Origin of the sequence: Rhizobium sp. B21/90 (assembly GCF_019355815.1) — a bacterium.
GTDB lineage: Bacteria > Pseudomonadota > Alphaproteobacteria > Rhizobiales > Rhizobiaceae > Rhizobium > Rhizobium rhododendri.
This window is the reverse complement of record NZ_CP072164.1, coordinates 232,688-251,568: the sequence shown is the minus strand read 5'-3', so window position 1 is coordinate 251,568 and position 18,881 is coordinate 232,688. Positions and strand designations below refer to the sequence as shown.

14 protein-coding genes and 3 pseudogenes are annotated in these 18,881 nt (G+C 57.7%); 7 read left to right on the top strand and 10 right to left on the bottom strand.

Annotated elements, in window-relative coordinates; all coding sequences use genetic code 11:
- Positions 1–46 precede the first annotated feature (46 nt).
- Genes J5278_RS27135 through traC form a run of 4 tightly spaced genes read right to left on the bottom strand, consistent with a single transcriptional unit; the run spans position 47 to position 2,959 of the window.
- Positions 47–523, bottom strand: a complete 477-nt coding sequence (locus J5278_RS27135) for a thermonuclease family protein (RefSeq protein ID WP_111218237.1) — start codon at positions 521–523, stop codon at positions 47–49.
- Positions 486–2,411 carry a Ti-type conjugative transfer system protein TraG gene (traG, locus tag J5278_RS27130; protein WP_247749458.1) on the bottom strand — a complete coding sequence of 642 codons (1,926 nt, stop codon included), beginning with the start codon at positions 2,409–2,411 and terminating at the stop codon, positions 486–488. The genes J5278_RS27135 and traG overlap by 38 nt, the downstream gene beginning before the upstream one ends.
- Positions 2,412–2,442: 31 nt before the next feature.
- Positions 2,443–2,658, bottom strand: coding sequence for a type IV conjugative transfer system coupling protein TraD (gene traD, locus J5278_RS27125; protein ID WP_161959309.1), 216 nt, complete (start codon positions 2,656–2,658; stop codon positions 2,443–2,445).
- Positions 2,659–2,662: 4 nt separating this feature from the next.
- A complete protein-coding gene (gene traC, locus J5278_RS27120) occupies positions 2,663–2,959 on the bottom strand; it encodes a conjugal transfer protein TraC (protein ID WP_111218233.1) in 297 nt (98 codons plus the stop codon).
- Between the two features lie 271 nt (positions 2,960–3,230).
- On the opposite strand from traC, the gene traA reads away from it, so the two are divergent.
- The 5 genes from traA to J5278_RS27095 all read left to right on the top strand — a co-directional run bounded on the left by traA (position 3,231) and on the right by J5278_RS27095 (position 9,724).
- A complete protein-coding gene (traA, locus tag J5278_RS27115) occupies positions 3,231–6,530 on the top strand; it encodes a Ti-type conjugative transfer relaxase TraA (RefSeq protein WP_209186622.1) in 3,300 nt (1,099 codons plus the stop codon).
- Positions 6,527–7,054, top strand: coding sequence for a conjugative transfer signal peptidase TraF (gene traF, locus J5278_RS27110; protein WP_111218231.1), 528 nt, complete (start codon positions 6,527–6,529; stop codon positions 7,052–7,054). Before traA ends, traF begins: the two co-directional genes overlap by 4 nt.
- Positions 6,975–8,240 (top strand): conjugal transfer protein TraB, encoded by a 1,266-nt coding sequence (locus J5278_RS27105; RefSeq protein WP_111218230.1) that lies wholly within the window; start codon positions 6,975–6,977, stop codon positions 8,238–8,240. Before traF ends, J5278_RS27105 begins: the two co-directional genes overlap by 80 nt.
- A gap of 13 nt (positions 8,241–8,253) precedes the next feature.
- Positions 8,254–8,883, top strand: a complete 630-nt coding sequence (locus tag J5278_RS27100; RefSeq protein WP_111218304.1) for a TraH family protein — start codon at positions 8,254–8,256, stop codon at positions 8,881–8,883.
- Between the two features lie 532 nt (positions 8,884–9,415).
- Positions 9,416–9,724 (top strand): transcriptional repressor TraM, encoded by a 309-nt coding sequence (locus tag J5278_RS27095; RefSeq protein ID WP_111218229.1) that lies wholly within the window; start codon positions 9,416–9,418, stop codon positions 9,722–9,724.
- 317 nt (positions 9,725–10,041) lie between these two features.
- Here the strand turns inward: J5278_RS27095 and J5278_RS27090 are convergent, their stop codons facing one another.
- Positions 10,042–10,470 (bottom strand): hypothetical protein, encoded by a 429-nt coding sequence (locus tag J5278_RS27090; RefSeq protein ID WP_133255562.1) that lies wholly within the window; start codon positions 10,468–10,470, stop codon positions 10,042–10,044.
- A 559-nt stretch (positions 10,471–11,029) separates the two neighbouring features.
- Here J5278_RS27090 and J5278_RS27085 point away from each other — a divergent pair.
- Both J5278_RS27085 and J5278_RS31370 read left to right on the top strand, forming a co-directional pair.
- Positions 11,030–11,335 (top strand): annotated as a pseudogene (locus J5278_RS27085) (TrmO family methyltransferase); the annotation flags it as partial.
- A 405-nt stretch (positions 11,336–11,740) separates the two neighbouring features.
- Positions 11,741–11,914, top strand: a pseudogene (locus J5278_RS31370) (IS66 family transposase); the annotation flags it as partial.
- A gap of 157 nt (positions 11,915–12,071) precedes the next feature.
- On the opposite strand, the pseudogene J5278_RS31545 reads toward J5278_RS31370, so the two are convergent.
- The 5 genes and pseudogenes from J5278_RS31545 to J5278_RS27055 form a co-directional block, all read right to left on the bottom strand.
- A pseudogene (locus tag J5278_RS31545) lies at positions 12,072–12,355 on the bottom strand (transcriptional regulator TraR); the annotation flags it as partial.
- Between the two features lie 429 nt (positions 12,356–12,784).
- Complete coding sequence (locus tag J5278_RS27075; protein ID WP_219259260.1) at positions 12,785–13,525, bottom strand: virulence factor; 741 nt, start codon at positions 13,523–13,525, stop codon at positions 12,785–12,787.
- An 851-nt stretch (positions 13,526–14,376) separates the two neighbouring features.
- Positions 14,377–15,081, bottom strand: coding sequence for a transcriptional regulator TraR (traR, locus tag J5278_RS27065; RefSeq protein ID WP_111218224.1), 705 nt, complete (start codon positions 15,079–15,081; stop codon positions 14,377–14,379).
- Positions 15,082–15,201: 120 nt separating this feature from the next.
- Entirely contained in the window at positions 15,202–16,668 is a 1,467-nt protein-coding gene (gene gtfA, locus J5278_RS27060) for a sucrose phosphorylase (RefSeq protein WP_111218302.1), read from the bottom strand.
- A gap of 45 nt (positions 16,669–16,713) precedes the next feature.
- Positions 16,714–18,375 carry a Na/Pi cotransporter family protein gene (locus J5278_RS27055; RefSeq protein ID WP_111218223.1) on the bottom strand — a complete coding sequence of 554 codons (1,662 nt, stop codon included), beginning with the start codon at positions 18,373–18,375 and terminating at the stop codon, positions 16,714–16,716.
- Between the last annotated feature and the right edge of the window lie 506 nt (positions 18,376–18,881).

The window sequence follows — 18,881 nt, the reverse complement described above, 5'->3', positions numbered from 1 at the left end:
CGGTCGGGCATCATCGATTCACAATAGTGATCCGCCAGCGCCCGGATCATTCGCACCAGCTCCGGCGCGATCCTTCCCACTTCCGCGCCAGGCCTTCTGCAACGAGTATATCGCCAACCGATCGCCGATCGCGGTAGACGATCCTGGGCTTGCGACCGAAGCGATCTTCATTCCTGGCGGTCGTCTTGAGCGAGATTGGACCCGAATTGAGGATCTCGAGCAGACGTTGTTTCGCCGCAAGACCTCGCTCGCGTTCGCGCTGGCATCTCGGCGGGCTGAGCTCCGGCGTGTCGATGTCGGCGATCCTGATCTTTTCCCCTCGAAACCAGAACGTGTCGCCGTCTACCACGCAGGTGATACGTTGCCCGCTTCCGCAGACAGAGAAGGCTTCGCTCGCGCTGCTTGAAAGCTGGGCTGAGGCAACAGATGCGAGGAAGCCAATGGCTGAGGGGGAGAGGCTGGCAATTGCCGTAAAAAGTCTCAAGTCATGTGGCCTCTGTGCCTGTCGTCGGAGCGGTCTCATAATTCTTAACCCCTTCCGTGATTTGCTTGTGAAACCGGTTTTCTCCGACGGACGCGCTCATGTCCTCACGTCTGAACCAAATCGCGCGTCCACATCTGAGCGGCGGATTGCCTGAGGTGAAGACGATCTGCTCGTCAGCGCGCATGCGCAACACCTCATGCGGCAGGATCAGCGGCCGGCGGCTAAGCTGCCGCGAGCGTGAGCGCGACGATCCCTTCATCCCTGACGAGCGGTTTGTCTGGTCGACCTCGACCGTCGTATCGCCGCAGCGTTTCGAGATATAGTCGGCAGTATCAGGATCGTTGATCGCGGCAAATGATATCCACGAAGCGGATTCGAACCATTTGCTCGTAGCGTCCCGCCCGCCATAAGCCTCGCGCATCTGGCCGATGGACTGAAAGATCATCGTCAGCGTAATGCCGTATTTGCGCCCGGCGTCGCGGGCGGTCTCTAAGATGCGCAGATAGCCGAGCCTGGCGACTTCGTCGAGCAGGAAGAGCGCGCGACCTTTCACATCGCCGTTCCGATTGTAGATGGCATTGAGCAGCGATCCGATAACCACGCGTGCCAGTCCCGGATGGGCTTCGAGGACCTTCAGATCGAGCGTAATAAAGATGTCTGTCCCGCCATCGGCAAGATCGTCCGTCGAGAAACTGTCACCCGAGACGAGGGCGGCGTAGTTCGGATAGGACAGCCAGTGGGTTTCTTTCACCGCATTCGCGTACACGCCGGAAAACGTCTCAGGCGTCATGTTGACGAAGACCGAGACGTTCTCCTTCACGAAGTCCGATTCCGACTGCTCGTAGATTTTTGTCAGGCGCGCCCGCAGCTGTGGTTCAGGCTCCGAAAGGTTCTTACGCACACGGCGCAGCGTCTGGTCTTCCTCCTCGGTGTGACCGGACAGACAGACGTCGGCGATCAGGGCCGTCAGAAGCTGCATCGCCGATGCCCGGAAGAAGTCGTCGCGGGCAGACGCCGATCGCGGATTGTCGGTCATAATCCAGGTCGCGACGGCGACGATGTCCTCTTCTTTCGTGCTGCCATGTTGCCCGATCCAGTCGAGCGCGTTGAAACCGACGCCTGACGCCGAGGGATCGAGAATGATCACCTTTCGGCCAGCCTTGCGGCGATGCTCCGATACCATCGGCGCGACCTCGCTGGATGGATCGAGGACAACGAGACCGCCACCCCACTTGAGCGCGGTCGGGACCGTTACCGACGTCGTCTTGAAACCGCCGGAGCCGGCGAAGACGATGCCATGCGAGGAGCCGAATGAGCCGTCGAAGCATAGGAGCGGGCTTTTGCCGCCCGCTCCCCAGGTCGACGGATCATCGGCGCGGAACGACACCGCCGCAACGCTATCGCGATCGACACGATACCGTTCACCGACGACGATGCCACCGGGATCGGGGAAAAGTTTTGCGGCCTCCTGCACTTTCATCCAGTCGGCCTCGCCATGCACCGCTCGCTTTCCCCCGATCCGCCGTGGTGCGGCTTTGGCAAAGGCGGCGTTCCCCTTCATCGCGACGCGCAGTGCGAAGACGCCGGCGAGGAACATTGTCGATGCGCCAAGCATCGTTGCGGGGTCCGCATATCCGAGCACGGATTGTCCTTTCGGGATGTCGCCAGCGATCCCGGCGAGACGAACCCCCTCACGTAGCACCGCGATGAGGATTGCCACACCATTTCCGCTGACGATCCCCCATCCTGCCGCCTTAATAGCCGCTGTCCCGTTCGCCGCGAACAGAAAGATCGTGCCGATAGCAGCCGCGGTCGCATAGGGCAGCGCGAGGCTGATCCGCCCGAGCATCAGCTTGGCCTGCGCGGTTTTCCCAAACGCGGCCAGCCAGTGTTCGATCCCCGGCATAAAAACCACCACGGCGATCATCGTTGTGGCCGGGATTGCAGCTAGGAACAGTCTACTCGCCCTCACGACCGAACGCCTCCGCGCCTATCGCCGTGAGGCGCGATTTCTCCGCATCGTTGCCCTTGAGGCGACGACTGGCATCGATCAGCAGGCCGAGCAAAAGTGCCCGCTTCTCGTAGCGCAGTCCTGCCTTGACGATCAGGCCACCGAGTTCGATTTTTTCGCGGGTGTCTTTCTTTCGTGCGTCAGCCGACATTGTGCGGGCCATGCGTTCAAGCCTCACCAAGCCCGCCCGCAGGCGCGCCAGACGCGATCGTGGCCGATGTTTCACCACCGGTGCGACCATCCCCTGAGTTCTTCTTCCCGGTCGCAACTCCTTTGCCTCCGCGAAACCGCCCGGTGATCTCCTCGAACGCCGCCTGTAGTTCGGTCTCCTCGATCTCGATCTCACCGAGACCGGCCTTCAGCGCAATCCGGCCAATGCGTTCGGCCTCGCGTGTTTCCGCCTGTCTCAGCTGATCCTGCAATCTGGCGATTTCTTCCCTGATCTTCGATGATGGTTTCTTCATTCCGGTCGCATCTCCCCTGAAATCTTGGCACCGTCTGTTCCGTTGCAAGATTTCCTCAAAAGCACTTCCGAAGGAATGTGCAGATCTGCACGTCGGCAAAGCCGACACTTTGGAGGATGATCCCGCCGTTCCGAAGGAGCGGATCCAAGGGCGCAATTATACGTCGCTGACGCGACGTGCTCGCCCGCGGCCCTGGCGGGGCCGTCGTAGGGTTGCCGCTCAAACTGGGTGCTCCTTGGGAACGAGGTTCGAATCGGGAGTGTTTTACGCCGTGGCCATCGCCCATTTCTCAGCCAGCATCGTGAGCCGCGGCGGCGGCCGCAGCGTGGTGCTGTCTGCTGCCTACCGGCACTGCGCGAAGATGGAATATGAACGCGAGGCTCGTACCATCGATTACACCCGCAAACAGGGGCTGCTTCATGAGGAGTTTGTACTTCCTGCGGATGCTCCGAAATGGGTGCGGGCGCTGATCGCCGATCGCTCGGTATCGGGAGCTGTCGAAGCCTTCTGGAACAAGGTCGAGGCTTTCGAAAAGCGCTCCGATGCGCAGCTTGCCCGGGACCTGACAATCGCTCTTCCGCTGGAGCTCACCCCGGAGCAGAACATCGCGTTAGTTCGCGACTTCGTGGAAAAACACATCCACGCCAAGGGCATGGTTGCCGATTGGGTCTACCACGACAATCCAGGCAATCCGCACATCCATCTGATGACGACATTGCGCCCGCTGACCGAGGAGGGGTTCGGATCGAAGAAGGTTGCGGTCAATGGCGAGGATGGCCAGCCGGTCCGCACGAAGTCCGGCAAAATCCTCTATGAGCTCTGGGCCGGATCGACGGATGACTTCAATTCCTTACGCGATGGATGGTTCGAGCGGCTGAACCATCACCTGGCGCTCGGCGGCATCGATCTCCGTATCGACGGCCGTTCCTACGAGAGGCAGGGTATCGAGCTCGAACCGACGATCCATCTCGGCGTTGGCGCCAAGGCGATCGAGCGCAAGGCGCAGGAGCAGGGCGTCCGGCCAGAGCTTGAGCGCATCGAATTGAACGAAGAGCGGCGGAGCGAGAATGCCCGCCGTATTCTTCGCAATCCGGGCATCGTGGTTGACCTGATCACCCGCGAGAAGAGCGTCTTCGATGAGCGCGATGTCGCCAAGGTTCTGCATCGTTATGTCGATGACCCGACTGTCTTCCAGCAACTGATGTTACGCATCATCCTGAATCCAGAGGTTCTCCGGCTGCAGCGCGACACGATCGACTTTTCCACCGGGGAGAAGATGCCTGCCCGTTATTCGACCCGGGCGATGATCCGGCTGGAAGCGACGATGGTGCGACAGGCGTTATGGCTGTCGAACCGGGATGGTCATGATGTCTCCGATGCTGCTCTCGACGCAACGGTCCGGCGCCATGCGCAGCTGTCTGACGAGCAGAAAACCGCGATCGAGCGGATCGCCGGTCCCGCCCGGATCGCGGCCGTGGTTGGACGCGCCGGCGCCGGCAAAACCACGATGATGAAGTCTGCCCGCGAGGCGTGGGAACTGGCTGGATATCGTGTGGTTGGCGGAGCGCTTGCCGGCAAGGCGGCGGAGGGGCTGGAAAAGGAAGCCGGGATCCAGAGCCGCACGCTTGCGTCGTGGGAACTGCGCTGGAACCGTGGCCGTGACGTTCTCAATGAGAAGACAGTCTTCGTCATGGACGAGGCGGGCATGGTCGCATCAAAACAGATGGCGGGCTTTGTCGATGCCGTGGTCAGGTCCGGTGCCAAGATCGTCCTGGTCGGCGATCCCGAACAGCTCCAGCCGATCGAGGCGGGGGCTGCCTTCCGCGCCATCGTCGACCGCATCGGCTATGCCGAACTCGAGACGATCTATCGCCAGCGCGAGGACTGGATGCGTAAAGCGTCGCTTGATCTGGCGCGGGGGAATGTCGAAAGGGCGCTGGCCGCCTACAATTCAAATGCCAGGATTACCGGCGAGCGTTTGAAGGCGGAAGCAGTCGAGAGCCTGATCGCTGACTGGAACCATAGCTACGATCCGGCGAAGACCGCGCTCATCCTCGCGCATCTGCGCCGCGATGTCCGCATGCTGAACGTCATGGCCCGCGAAAAACTGGTCGAGCGCGGCATTGTGGGTGATGGCCACGTCTTCAAGACGGCTGACGGTATTCGCCAGTTCGATGCAGGCGACCAGATCGTCTTCTTGAAGAACGAGACCTCGCTCGGCGTCAAGAACGGCATGATCGCTCATGTCACTGAGGCCGCACCGAACAGGATCGTTGCTGTCGTCGGAGAAGGTGATCAGCGCCGGCAGGTCATCGTCGAGCAACGCTTTTACAGCAATCTCGATCATGGTTACGCCACCACGATCCATAAAAGCCAAGGCGCGACCGTCGACCGCGTGAAGGTGTTGGCAAGTCTCTCGCTGGACCGGCATCTGACCTATGTGGCGATGACCCGCCATCGCGAGGATCTGCAGCTTTATTATGGGACGCGATCCTTCGCCTTTAACGGCGGCCTGGCCAAGGTACTCTCCCGAAAAAATGCTAAGGAGACCACGCTCGATTACGAGCGCGGAAAGCTTTACCGCGAGGCGCTGCGGTTTGCGGAAAGTCGCGGGCTCAACATCATCCAGGTGGCCCGCACACTTGTCCGCGACCGGCTTGACTGGACGCTGCGCCAAAAGACGAAATTGGTCGATCTCGGCCAGCGCCTTGCAGACTTTGCAGAGCGTCTCGGTCTGCACCACCCCTTAAAAACCCAAACGATGGAGGCCGTGCCCATGGTCGCAGGCATCAAGACATTTTCCGGTTCCGTTGAAGACACTGTAGAGAACAAGCTCGACACCGATCCAGCCCTCAGACGACAATGGGAAGAGGTTTCGACCCGTTTTGCCTACGTCTTTGCCGATCCCGAGGCCGCCTTCTGGGCGATGAACTTCGATGCGGTGCTAGAGGATAAGGAAACGGCCAAACTGGCGCTTCAGACGCTGACGACCGCCCCGGCGTCGATCGGACCGCTAAGGGGCAAGACCGGCATTCTTGCCAGCAAGACTGAGCGCGAGGACCGCCGTGTCGCAGACCTCAATGTTCCGGCCTTGAAGCGCGATCTTGAGCAGTATCTGAGGATGCGCGAGACCGCCGCGCAGCGGCTGCGGGCTGACGAGCAGGTATTGCGTCAGCGCGTGTCGATCGACATCCCAGCATTGTCGCCGGCAGCACATCTGGTGCTGGAGCGTGTGCGTGATGCGATCGACCGCAACGATCTGCCGGCGGCCATGGCCTATGCACTCAGTAATCGCGAAACCAAGACTGAGATCGACGGGTTCAACCAGGCCGTCACTGAGCGGTTCGGGGAACGCACACTGCTCACCAATGCCGCGCGTGAACCGTCCGGAAAACTCTTCGACAAACTCTCCGACGGAATGCAGGCAGACCTGAAGGAGCGGCTGAAAGAAGCCTGGCCGGTTATGCGCACGGCTCAGCAGCTTAGTGCTCACGAGCGCACCGTCCAGACCTTGCGGCAGGCCGAAGATTTGCATCTCGCCCAGCGCCAGACTCCGGTGATGAAACAATGAGGCGGCGCGTTCTCCTATTCCTGGCCTGCGTGGGCGGGATGATCGCCGCTCTGGCGGCAATCGCATACTTCGGCGGCTTTCGATTGAACCTGACGCCGAGCGAGCCGCTTGGGCTCTGGCGTATCATGGCCCTGCAGCGTCCGGTCGAGGTCGGCGATCTCGTGTTCATCTGCCCACCGGCGACCGCGTCATTCGAGGAGGCACGGCGCCGCGGCTATGTCAGGAGTGGCCTCTGCCCCAGTGGCTTTGCGCCGCTTATCAAGACAGTCTCGGCACTTCCCGGACAGCATGTCGAAATCGGCGCAAATGTCACTGTCGACGGCAGGCCTCTCGCCTCATCGATCGTTCGCGCGAGCGATGGCGAGGGCAGGCCGATCACACCGTTCAAAACCGGCATCGTGCCCCTGAGAAATCTGTTTCTTCACTCATCCTTTGCGAGCTCCTATGATAGTCGGTATTTTGGACCGGTTCCCGACACGGGCCTTCTCGGCCTGGCGCGGCCGGTCCTCACGTTCGATCCATAACTGGCGGCGACCCTGCCTACTCATCGCGGTATCCGTCGCTTGCGGCTGGACTGCCTGGAGCGGTCATGTCCTGGCCCTTCCGGTCGCTGTGTTGTTTCCGGCGCTATGGGCGATGTCACCGTCGCGGCTAACGGCGGTGCTCGTGTCGGCGGGATATTTTCTCGCTGCCTCGCGAGGGCTGCCGCAGGGCGTCGCCAACTTCTACGCCGCCGATCTCTGGCCCGGCCTTCTGCTTTGGGTGGCCGCTTCGCTCTCCTTTGCCGGTGTGCATGCGGCCCTCTGGAAAGGGCAACCGGAAGGGCAGTCTACGGGGAAAGGTCGACCGGGAATGGGCAGGGCGGCGCGCTATCTGGCGGCGGCGATGCTCATGGGACTGCCGCCCCTCGGCATAACCGGCTGGGCGCATCCGCTCACCGCTACGGGTGTGCTCTTTCCGGGATGGGGATGGTGGGGGCTTGGCGCAATGACAGCCGGCCTCGCGATGATGACATCGCGATATTGGCCGGCTGTCGCCATCGTCCTGGGAGGATTCTGGCTCTGGTCCGCCGCTACTTGGACTTCACCTGATATACCCGAGGGATGGAAGGGCGTCGACCTCGAACAGGGCTCGAGCCTCGGACGAGACGGTTCGCTCGACCATCACCGTGACCTGATCGCAACGGTGCACGCGGCGGCATCGGCGAAAACACGGCTCATCGTTCTTCCCGAAAGTGCACTGGGCTTCTGGACGCCGACCGTCGCGCGGCTCTGGCAGCAAGGTCTGCGAGGCTCGGAGCAAACTGTGATCGCCGGCGCGGCCGTCCTCGATGCCAGCGGTTATGACAATGTCATGGTGGCGATCTCGGCTGGCGGAGACCGTGTCCTCTATCGCGAGCGCATGCCGGTTCCGGTTTCGATGTGGCAGCCGTGGCGGACGTGGGCCGGGCGGGACGGTGGAGCTCGCGCACATTTGTTCGACAATCCTGCCGTCGAGATCGATGGAAACAGGATTGCGCCGCTGATCTGCTACGAGCAGCTCATCCTCTGGCCTGTCCTGCAATCGATGCTGCATTCCCCGATCGCAATCGTCGCCCCGGGCAACGGATGGTGGACGGCGGGAACGTCAATCGTCGCCATTCAAAACGTCAGCGTGATGGCCTGGGCAAAGCTGTTTGGACTGCCCGTCGTCACAGCGTTCAACAGATAAGGAATTGTTTGCGATAGTCGATGCCGCCCTCATCAAGGAATGCAGCGATCCCGGCCTGAAGCCGGCGATCGTCGAACAGTTCATCGAGCGGGCAGGGGCACCGGACCCGCTCGCAATCACGGTCCGCTCCGGAAACCGCGTCATCCTGGTGCCCAGGCCGAAGACAGCGGAGGAAGCGCTCGCGCTGATACGCGAGAACCTCGGCCGCAACACCGTGCGCGTCGGGATCACACAATATCCTGCCGGGCTCGGCATCGTGGAGGCGGGCCAGCTGAAGCCGGACCTGGTCGATGCCTGCGCCAATCTTCGGATGGGAACCGCTCTGTTCGCGAAGGTCTATCGCATCGTCAACAAATGGTACGGCAATCCGACCGACAAGGACGTTCTGCCGCAGGTGTTCGACGATGCGATCATTGCTTGGCAGACCGGGTACTTCGAGGGGACAGCCGTGTTCCGGGCAGCCGATCCCGGCGACGTGAAGCTGCCAGAGCCGGAACCAACGGTGGAATCGGAAACGTCCGAAGTCGGCAGTGACAAGATGAAGGGCGGCAACGTCGATCCTGCACTTGGGGAGGAGCGGGTCGACCCGAACAAGGCCGGTATTCGGATCGACCTTTCTGGCATCGGCGCGCGCGAGAAGTGAGGAACAAGCTCCTCGCTTCTGCGTGGGTGAACGCGGGTCAGGAGGAAAGTTTGTTCGGTGCGCGCGCCAAGCGAATCGCTCCTCAACGAGAGCGTGGCGGAAAACAACCACGTGTCGCCACCCTCAACAATGCATTCTATCTTCGGTCACTAGGCGCTATGATTTCTTCTTCAAAATTGCAGGCATTAGGGTATTTCGTGCCTTCCGTCGCCGCAGGCATGTGAAGATTTGCACCGTCGTTCTGTCGTTCTGTCGTTCGGCGCTGGCATCTCTTTAGAATGGCTCTTATAAGGGGCATGACGCAGTACGCGCTGTGTTGCGGCTTAGAATCCGCAGATGAACGGTTGGCGCTGACCGAAACGGTGCCAGGAACCCTCTGACCTTGTGGCCGGGGGCCTGTGACGCATGTCCAGGCGCCTCGGTGCTAAAGGTCTCAGGGCCGATTCATCTCGGATTCTAACCCCCGGCTAGGGTTCAAAGGGTTCAACGTCAGCGGGGGCGCACCGCAGACAAAACCAGGGTTAGGTCAGGAATGGAATCGGAAGATGCAACATTGACGAAGAAGGTCGAGCTTCGCCCATTGGTTGGGCTGACGCGTGGACTACCTCCGGCGGACTTGGAAGCAATCACGATCGATGCTATCCGGACACACCGGCAGTTGGTGGAGAAAGCCGATGAACTCTTCCAGGCTCTCCCGGAGACTTACAAAACCGGGAAAGAAGCCGGCGGCCCACAGCATGTTCGATACATTGAAGCGAGCATCGAAATGCATGCGCAGATGAGCGCTGTGAACACGCTGATCAGTATCCTTGGCTTCATTCCCAAGGTCGTCGTTAACTGACAACGGTCAAAGTCAGGCGCGGACATCATCGTGTGATGGTAGATATGGCTATATAGTTTGGTTTCCGTGCTTAAACTGCCCGATCTAGTGGAGGCGTTGCCCATTATGCCGACGAGTTCTGTGTGTCATTTGATCTCGCCAGTGTTTCGTTTGATCGGGTCTGTCGAATGAAGTTTGGTAGAGTGATGCTTTTGAAAGGTCATCCGAGATTGAAGGACCTGCTCGCACTCCTTTTAAGAAACTGGCGGGTGGGGTGCTCGCGACCTCTGGTGCATCTGAGTACATAACGGGGAGATGGAGGCACAGACAATACGGCGTCACGCTCTTCCGGCGTGCCCAAGGTAGTATGTAATTTTGTGGAGCCCGTTATGAAACCTTTCCCAATTGTCGACGATGATTGTCCCTAGCATTGCCATTGCGCCGCCAAGGATGGTGTAGACGAATGGACTATCGCTGAGAGAAGCGAAGGCAAACAGCGTTGCCAGGGAGCGACGAGATAGAGGAAATTCGCCGCTATGCCCGCCGGCGATTTGCCAAGTCCGTAGTCGCAGGCGAATTACGCGAGGAGGGTCAGAAAACAACGCTAACCCTGTCGCTGCCTTGGTCGAAGACGAGGCCTGCATGAACTGCATTGCCGTCTCCGGTGCCCATGACAGCAGCAACAGGTTGACCGCAATGATGCTGACATCGATAAAGCTGACCGCAGATCCCAGCCATCCGACCAATCTGAAGCGCTCGCCTGGCATTCTCCATGCTAGAAGCACCGTTGTGATGGAGTAAATTTGGAGATGACAATGGCCGGCGGTGCGCAAATCAAACAGGACGACAGATTTGTATCGATCGCATATACGGTCGATTTTGTCCTACATCCCGCGCGAGATGCGCACTTGGCGGTGGCGGACCTGAGACGGGCATATTTGCCTCGCGCCTGTTCTCGTGGCCATCGTACCAGCGCAATTCCTGACACGGCGGAGACTTCGCTCTGTATGATGATCGATCTCTGTTGTGCAATCTATAGATGCATCTAATCAGTCGCCTCTGATGCTAACTCCATTGTCATAAAAGTCACGAACAATAACAAGACAGTCGGCAAATTCGACCTCGATGAAAAGGTCGCGATACTTGCGGACAATAACAGAATGTATATCAAAACGATGGTGGCTGAATTTGTCGACTATCAAATAGTCGACTTTCCGATCAATGCATAATTGCACGCAATCTCTTACCTGCAGCTCTGACTCACAGATATAAACAATCGTGCACGAAGATGAATTCGACGGCTTTTCCCGGTTAACCGACACGCGCCAGGGCGTCGAGGTGTATGCGAAGCTTGAGGTTCTTTATTGGCTGCACGAGTCAGCGCGCGATATCGTCCTCCTGAGTCCTGCTGACGATGGAGAGATTCACGGTGCTTTCTCTCTTCGATCACCTGTGAGGCCTAACCCGATCGGAACGTCGATCGTGAAGGTGGAAGGAGTGTCTGGAAACTTGATTGCCGTACGTGGTCTTGACTGCTTGGATGAAACACCGCTGTTGGATATCAAACCGGATCGCTCGTTATCAAAGCCTCTAGCCCCAACGAGGAAAAGTCCTTCGGTTCCGGCCGCCTGACTGGCATGATGCACCCGTCTTCGTTCCTCAGAAAAAGCCGCGGGTCGAGTTAGGCTCTACGGTGAACTGGTTTTCGCGAGGTTTCGGATGAGCAGCACAGCGATCGAAGCATACTTTGTTGCCGATTCCACCATCATTGCAGAAGTGGCTGCTGCTGCAAACGCGTTCAATCGAGTTGATGAACTTGCTGCATGGGCTCCAGGATTTCTCCGCGGCGAGTTGTCGCGAGGTTCCATTTATCCCGTGAGTTTGAGCTGTTAAGACTGGGCTCAAGAGGCCACTGAGCAATTCATGAGATATAAAGGTTTTGCTGACGGTACCGGAGCGGCGTTTCCTTCCAAAGTGTGCTCAAATTGTTCGTTTTCAATCGGACTGTGCTGCTAGGCGCCTAAGGGGATGCTGGGGATCGACAAGGTTCGCCGTGAACTTTACGGCTCCTTGAGCAGATGGGACTGCAACGCGCGGCACGCAAACGAAGACGCACTTGCGATTGAAAGCGCAGCCAAAACCTCAGTCCTCGAAGCTTTCGAGCGCAAACGCCCATCACGCAAACCGTTTTCTGAACATCTGCGGCGCAAGAGCAGCTACAGGCCCTCCGTCCATGTGACACCCCCGCCGACTCACTGCCCACTCTTCGTCGAGAAGTAACCGGACAACCTAAGCGTATTGGGTTCGCCCCTTTGTATCACGATTGATGCGTTGACTGCTGGATTTGCCTTAACCCTCAAAAGAGTTTTCATCGGATTGCCAGCGCGGTATGATGCGCCTTGGAGCGGACGTCGAAGCGCTTCATAGCTTCGTGAAGTTTGACGCGGGCGCTGTTATTCGTCTCCTCCATCATCTTGCCAACGGTGATCCATCTCAGATGGTCGCTTCCTTGGGATCGAGCCATACGGCATCTTCCGCATGGGCGTGGTGCGAAGGAATGAAATACGGGCATGGATCTCCGATGGTCGCCGCTACCGCAACTGCATCGATCCCACGATCGAGATCGATCGCGGGCTTCTCCGATGCCAGCACGCCAACGACGGCTCGGCCAGATGCGGACTCATGGAGTTGTCCCGCACCATGCATGACCAGCGCTGCCCCCGTTGGGGTGGACACCATGAGCAGAGAAGCTCGCTTCTCGACATTTCGCGGTGACGACCTCGACCACTGCCTTAAGCGATGATCTCCTTCATCAATGAACATCGAGCGGCGTTCGGAATCGCTCACATTCTGTTGGGGGAGGGGCGACGTGAAACGTGCTATGCAACCTTTTACCCCCAGACCATCCACGCGCCCGACGCCGTGAGTAACCGGAAAAAACCGCTGGATCTGCCTGAAGTGTGAAGGGGTCAACAAAACAAATTATTTATGCCAATTTCTTCCGCCATGAGTGAATCAAAACACTGCGAAATTGGAAATACCATTGAACAACAGGGACGAAGCTAGGCACTCTAAACGTTATTAATGTCTTAGGCGTGTCACGAGACCTGAGACGACGCGCCTAGACAATCCATTGAAATCGTTATCAAAATGATGCCCACCACTGAAGCCGATAACTTCGGCACCGGTCTGCCGGAGCAATGGGCAAGTATTATTGCGGTCATCGCGCCCGTACATGCATTGGACAATTGTTGGGTCAATCGATCTGAGGTCATTCAGAGGATTGCCGCCTTTACCTTCGGTTTCGAGTTGAAGCCAGCCCCTAAGTGAAACGACGTAGTCGACCTGATGTGACAATGCTAGGAGGGAGATTTGCTTAATCTGCTTTTTTTGCTCGTGGGTAAGCCGATTGAAGCTTGCTGGCATGACGTCAGCGCCGAAGGAATATCCTACAAGTAAAACATTCTGCACGCCGAAAAGCTTAGTGTAGACATCAATTAAACGTCCAAGATCTGCAGCAGTTTCGTTTGGAGACCGTTTGGCCCAAAAATAACGGAGTGAATTGACGCCAACGACGGGGATCCCTTCCCTCTGCAGATAGTTAGCAACCTCTTCGTCGATATTCTGCCATCCCGCATCGCCAGAGTAAAAGATCGCGACAGTGTTCTTGGTTGGATCCGCGCTAAACACGCGAAGAGGAATCCCTAATCGATTTTCGGCTCTATTCGACCACATGACATTGTTGACGCGTTCGTTCGCATATGCGGAATTAACTGCGGGAATAAGTGTTAACGCGAATACCAGTAAAAACTTAACTACCATGTCGAGACCTTGCGTCAGTTGTTAACCTGTGTGTCGGCTATAAGGATAAGTTCGAACTGCTGTTTCAAGTTGATGTCGACTGTGTTGTGAGTTGTTACAGATGAAACAGAAACCGATAATCTTACCAAGCGATGGATTAAACTCGCGGCGAGATGGTTCAATCAAAGGACGGTGCCACTGGCAAATCTTTGACGATCAACGAGATGAAGCCTCTGGCTGGGCTGGGGACGAATGAAAATTTCCGTCTATGTCGATGTTTTGGCACGGGCTCTCCGGCAGCATGCCGAATTGATTCCGAAGCATGTCTGCTCCAAAGTCCTCATCGCGCCTCCGGCCTTTGCCCAACCTCAAAAGCCATGCAAGCGGACGCCGAAGAATACTCAACGCTCCCTGGCGTCCACATCGGCATAACTGGGGCAGACCGTTCCGGAAACTCCATGATATCGACCTGAACTGCGTTTATTTCAGAGCTAGAGAACCTTTGCCATATCGACAATCGTAAAGCCCGACGAGCCGGATTGGGACGTCGTGCTTCTCAACATAGCCAAGCTTTAGATAGAGCGAGATGTTCCGGCCCATAAGAGCGTTTGTATAGAGCGTCATATTGGACTTGCTATCTGCTTTAGCACGCTTGCTCAGCCTCGCTGATCAATCGAGAGGTCGTGATCGTCACCGAGCTCTATTGCGATAAGACCAAAACGGGAAAAGAAGGTGGCGGTCCGCAACATATCCGCTACGTCGAAGCGAGCAGCGAGATGCATGCGTAGATGAGTGCTGTAAGGACGCTAATCACCATTTCCGGCTTTTCCCAAAGTACTTATGAACTGAGTGGGTTAGAAATCGTCAAATGTTCAGATCAGCTTTCTTCGAATGGCCAATGCTGCGAGGTGGGCCTTGCTCCTGACGTCGAAGCGTTTCATCGCTTCGCGAAGCTTGACGCGGACGCTGTTGTATTTGACGCCTTCCACGTCAGCGATTTCTTGCATCGTCTTGCCGACGGCAATCCATCTCAGATAGGTCGCCTCTTTCGGATCGAGCCATGCGGCATCTTCAGCGGTGGCCGTGATCCGAAGGAAGGAGATGCGGGCATGGAGCTGCCCGACGGCCGCCGCTGCTGCAACCGCATCGATTTCCCGATCAAGCGGGATTGCCGTCTTCTCCGACGCCAGCGTGAACATCGACATGGAACCGTTGGCGGTCCTGATGGGGATAGTGATGCCGGAGCGGATGCCAAAATCGGCCGCTTGTGCATAGAAGACACGCTCTTCTGTCGATAGTCTCGGGCGCTCCTGCTCGCCAGACCAGGCGAAGACGTGCTTCCTGGATCTTGCCCGTTTGACGACCGGGTCGAGAGCGTCGAATTTCTTGTCGAAGTAGAGCGACCGCCAATCGTGATGATAGTTGGTCACGGCGATGATGTGCTTGTGCTGGATGTGGAGATAAGCATAGCCGGTGAAGCCGAAATGGTCGGCGACGTCCGCCAGTCCCGTTTTGAGGATGCACTCATCGCCCTCAATTGCGGTAAGATCGATCAGCTTGTCCAGCCAATGCTGCATTCTCTATCTCCTTCTAAGCGTTGCCAGTATCCTCGTCGTCGCTGTTCGTCCGACAGTATCTCGAGGACATCGATGGCTGAACTTCAGATGGGATGTGGCTTCCCGGTCTCACCAGCTTGCTCATGCGACGTCTCCTGAGGATGTGAAATCGTAGCAGCCTGAAGCCTTGATCGTTGCCTTGCCTTGAGAGAGCGAAACTACTAGTTGAGCAAACTCGGCTTCGAGATTCCAGCTTAAAACAAGGCTTCCGGTGTCATCGGTTGCTACCTCGAACGATCCATTGAAGGCCGGATGGGTGTTACGGAAGCGGATCAAGTCCGACAGTCGTTTGACGAGCGGCGATTCAAGAGCGAGATCATTTTCCCTGTCTTCAAAGAAGCGCCGATTGATGTCACGCCCGACACCCGTCTTTCTCAGCAATTCCATGTCGTTAAGCCCCCCCAAGAGACCGACGTAGTAGACTTGCGGAATACCGGGTGCGAAAAACTGGATTGCGCGAGCGATGAGGTAGTCGTTGTCGTTACGGCCAAGGGCGTCGTAATAGGTGCAATTCACCTGATAGAGATCAAGGTTAGAAGCTGCAGCGCCTGTTGCCAAACGGCTCTGCCCCTCGGAGCGCCTATGAATTTCCTCGACCAGATGGTCGATTGCCTGCGGTTCTAAAAGTCCGGGTCGGCCATCACTGTGCGCGCCTACATCGATGACGCCGATCCCGTCGTGAGTGTCGAGAACGGTGATCGCGTTGCGAGGACTGATCTCCAGCCAACGCGCCAGCGCTGTCGCATCGCCCGTGAACAGCGAATGCAATATCAGTGGCGGCAGCGCGAAATCGTAGACGCGGTCAACCTTCCTGGCGATTTCGATCTGGTCACGATAGTAGCTGTGAATTTCGACAAGAACCTCCATCCCGCGATCCCGTGCCTTCTCGGCGAGCTTGGCAAGGAAGGCATAGGTCTCATCAATCATGAAGCAACTGGTTCCGGCCTTCTTGATCGCGTAGCCGGCGGCATCGAGGCGGATTGCCGTTACGTTGGCTTCAGCAAAGCGATCGAGGATGGTCTCCAGGTATAAGGCGCCATGAGCACTGTGGACATCGATGTCGATCTGTTGGGGGGTGAATGTGGTCCACAGCATCCGCTGACTGCCATCTGCAAGCGTGGCCTTTGAAAACGGCAGCCCAGGGCGTGGCCGATAGATATTCAGGAGATCTTGCTCGCTGGCACCACGGGGAAAGACCTTGCCGAATGTCATGAACATGTCTGCGAATTCTGAATCAGGTCCTTTTGCGATGAAGTCCTGGAACCAGCTCGATTGCGCCGAGACATGGTTGACAATGAGATCGGCCATGATCTCCACGGAGCCGGCCAGGGCGCGAACATCATCCCAGCTACCGAGGCGAGGATCGACAATCGTGTGATCGGTGGGATCGAACCCGGCATCAGCGCCGTCGATCGGGTTGAAGAAAGGCAAGGCATGGACGCCGCCGAACAGGCCTTGTAGCCTCCCGTCGAGCAAAGCTCTCAACTCCGGGAAACCGCCTCCGCTTAACCGGTCGACGTAGGTGATAAGTTGAACACTGTTTTTTATACGATGCTCTTCGTCTGGGGCCCTCCACTGGGGAGGGCGCATGGGTCATTGGGGTCTTTCAGTTGAACTGCCGGTGATGAGACGGCTTTCTCCAAGCAGACCCTGTTCGTCCATGATCGGATGCGCAACGGAAACGATATGGGCGTTGATGCGTTTGAGATCACGCAGGATGTCGAGATGAAGGGAGCTGGTCTGCAGGCTTTCGGCCCGTCCGTCACGCAATCGTTCGAGGTGTCGCTCCGAAGACCGTTTCTCCATGTGGCGCACCTCGATCTTTCGCTCCATAAGTTGTTTTGCGAGGTTGACGTCACGGGTGATAAGAATCGTCTGGGCGATCCTGAGATTGTCGATGGTCAGCTGGGAAAGCTGCTGAAGCTCGGCAAAACCGTCATCGGAGAATTTGAGGCCCTGACCGATCTTCTTGGTGACCGCCGGTAAAAGGCCTTTTTCGATAATGTCACCGATATGCTCGAGGTTGATGGCATAGTCGATGATGACGATGGAACGGCGACCCTCATCTTCAGACAGTCCGGCTCGCCCGAGTTTCGAGAGATAGACTTTGACCTCTTGCTGCAGCCGGTCGACCTGACGTTCAAGCGGCGAGATATCCCTGAGCCTTGCGGCATTGTTCCGCTCGAAGGCGTCCGACACTTTCAGGAGCATTCGTTCGATCAGATCTCCGACACCAAGCACCTCGCGTGAAGCGCTGGTGAGGGCCACGATCGGCGTCGAAAGTTCATCCGAATCCAGAAATTTGGGTGTGTTCTCCGTCTGGGCCTCCTCGGGAATCAGGATGGTCATCCAGCGCGCGAGGAGTTTGGAAAATGGCCAGGCCAGAAGCGCCAGAGCGATGTTGAAGGCCAGATGCGCATCGACTGGTAGCTTGGCGTAGGGGAGGGGCAACATCGAAAGCCAGTCGGCCAAAATGCCGGCCGCAGGCAGAGTGAGCACGCAGCCTATCGCCCGAACGATGAGATTGCCCAACGTGACGCGTCTGGAGGCTGCCGGCCCCGACAGAGCAGCAATCACTGGCGGGATCGCGCCTCCCAGATTGGCCCCCAGAACCAGAGCGACAACAAGGCCACCAGACAGAAGGCCGGTCGTAGCCAATGACAGAATGAGGACGACCGCGGCAAGGCTTGAGGATGACACAAATGCGATCACTGCGGCTAAGATCATCGCGACAGGCCACGCGTCGTCGAGCAACCCGATGAAGGCTCCAAGCGCCTGAGAATGGCGTAAGGGTTCGGTCGCTGCGCTGAGGAGATGCAGCGAGAGCAGCATCAGCGCGATACCTATCATTGCCGTGCCAGCGCCTTGGCGTGAGGTCGAGCCGCCTCGATAAAGAACGATGCCCACAACCAATAGAAACGGCGAAATCCACTCAATGCCGGTCGCAACGATCCAGGCTGTGACAGCCGTACCGACATTAGCCCCAAGCAGCACGACCTGCGCCATGCGTGGCTTTATCAATTCCCGCTCAACGAACGACGAAACCATAAGCGCGGTCGCTGTGGAACTCTGAAGCGCAACGGTCGCAACGAAACCCGTCAGGAACGATCGGACGCTGCTTTTGGTCCCGGTGGCGAGACCGGTTCTTAGCTTTGAACCAAGTGCACGCGAGGCACCATCCTTGACCTGAGCCAGACCGAACAGCAGCAATGCCACGGCCCCAAACAGGTTGATCATGACGATGGTCGATTCCAACCTATGCTCCTCACCAAGATCTTCGCGTAGCGGCTTCCACCGATGAGACACCCGCTGGATGCGGCGGTGTACGAGGTAGGACATCTGCTATGTTGGATTTTGAGCTGACGCGCGTGGTTGCTCTCCAAAATGGGCTCGGTTTAGCCGTCTTTCGGCGAAGGAGCCGGTGGGCGAGCAGGGAGGATCGCTGCCCACCGGCATCCTGCCCGCGCCGCCTCGCGGGCAGGATTGACCTGATGTCGACCCGTTTTGCTGGCTTGCGAAAAACAGGTGAGTTGGCTGCCAGGTTGTCAACGCCGCCCGACATCTCATTAAAGTCCGTCATATTTCTCTCCCTTGCCTGTCGCTGCCAGCCTGATTGATTTCGCTCACTATAACAATGGTTTCGGGAAGAATCTTTGCCTGTGGTTTCGGGAAATCGATCGAAAATTGCTCTAACCTTCTGCTGCATCGCAGCAAAACTGTCATGAAACTTTCATTTGACGAAGAACGATTCCGCTCATATT

Bases quoted from the DNA above. Each gene is read 5' to 3' on its own strand.
- J5278_RS27135 (WP_111218237.1), bottom strand. From the start codon at position 523: ATGAGACCGCTCCGACGACAGGCACAGAGGCCACATGACTTGAGACTT.
- traG (WP_247749458.1), bottom strand. From the start codon at position 2,411: ATGATCGCCGTGGTGGTTTTTATGCCGGGGATCGAACACTGGCTGGCC.
- traD (WP_161959309.1), bottom strand. From the start codon at position 2,658: ATGGCCCGCACAATGTCGGCTGACGCACGAAAGAAAGACACCCGCGAA.
- traC (WP_111218233.1), bottom strand. From the start codon at position 2,959: ATGAAGAAACCATCATCGAAGATCAGGGAAGAAATCGCCAGATTGCAG.
- traF (WP_111218231.1), top strand. From the start codon at position 6,527: ATGAGGCGGCGCGTTCTCCTATTCCTGGCCTGCGTGGGCGGGATGATC.
- J5278_RS27105 (WP_111218230.1), top strand. From the start codon at position 6,975: ATGATAGTCGGTATTTTGGACCGGTTCCCGACACGGGCCTTCTCGGCC.
- J5278_RS27095 (WP_111218229.1), top strand. From the start codon at position 9,416: ATGGAATCGGAAGATGCAACATTGACGAAGAAGGTCGAGCTTCGCCCA.
- J5278_RS27090 (WP_133255562.1), bottom strand. From the start codon at position 10,470: ATGCCAGGCGAGCGCTTCAGATTGGTCGGATGGCTGGGATCTGCGGTC.
- J5278_RS27075 (WP_219259260.1), bottom strand. From the start codon at position 13,525: ATGGTAGTTAAGTTTTTACTGGTATTCGCGTTAACACTTATTCCCGCA.
- traR (WP_111218224.1), bottom strand. From the start codon at position 15,081: ATGCAGCATTGGCTGGACAAGCTGATCGATCTTACCGCAATTGAGGGC.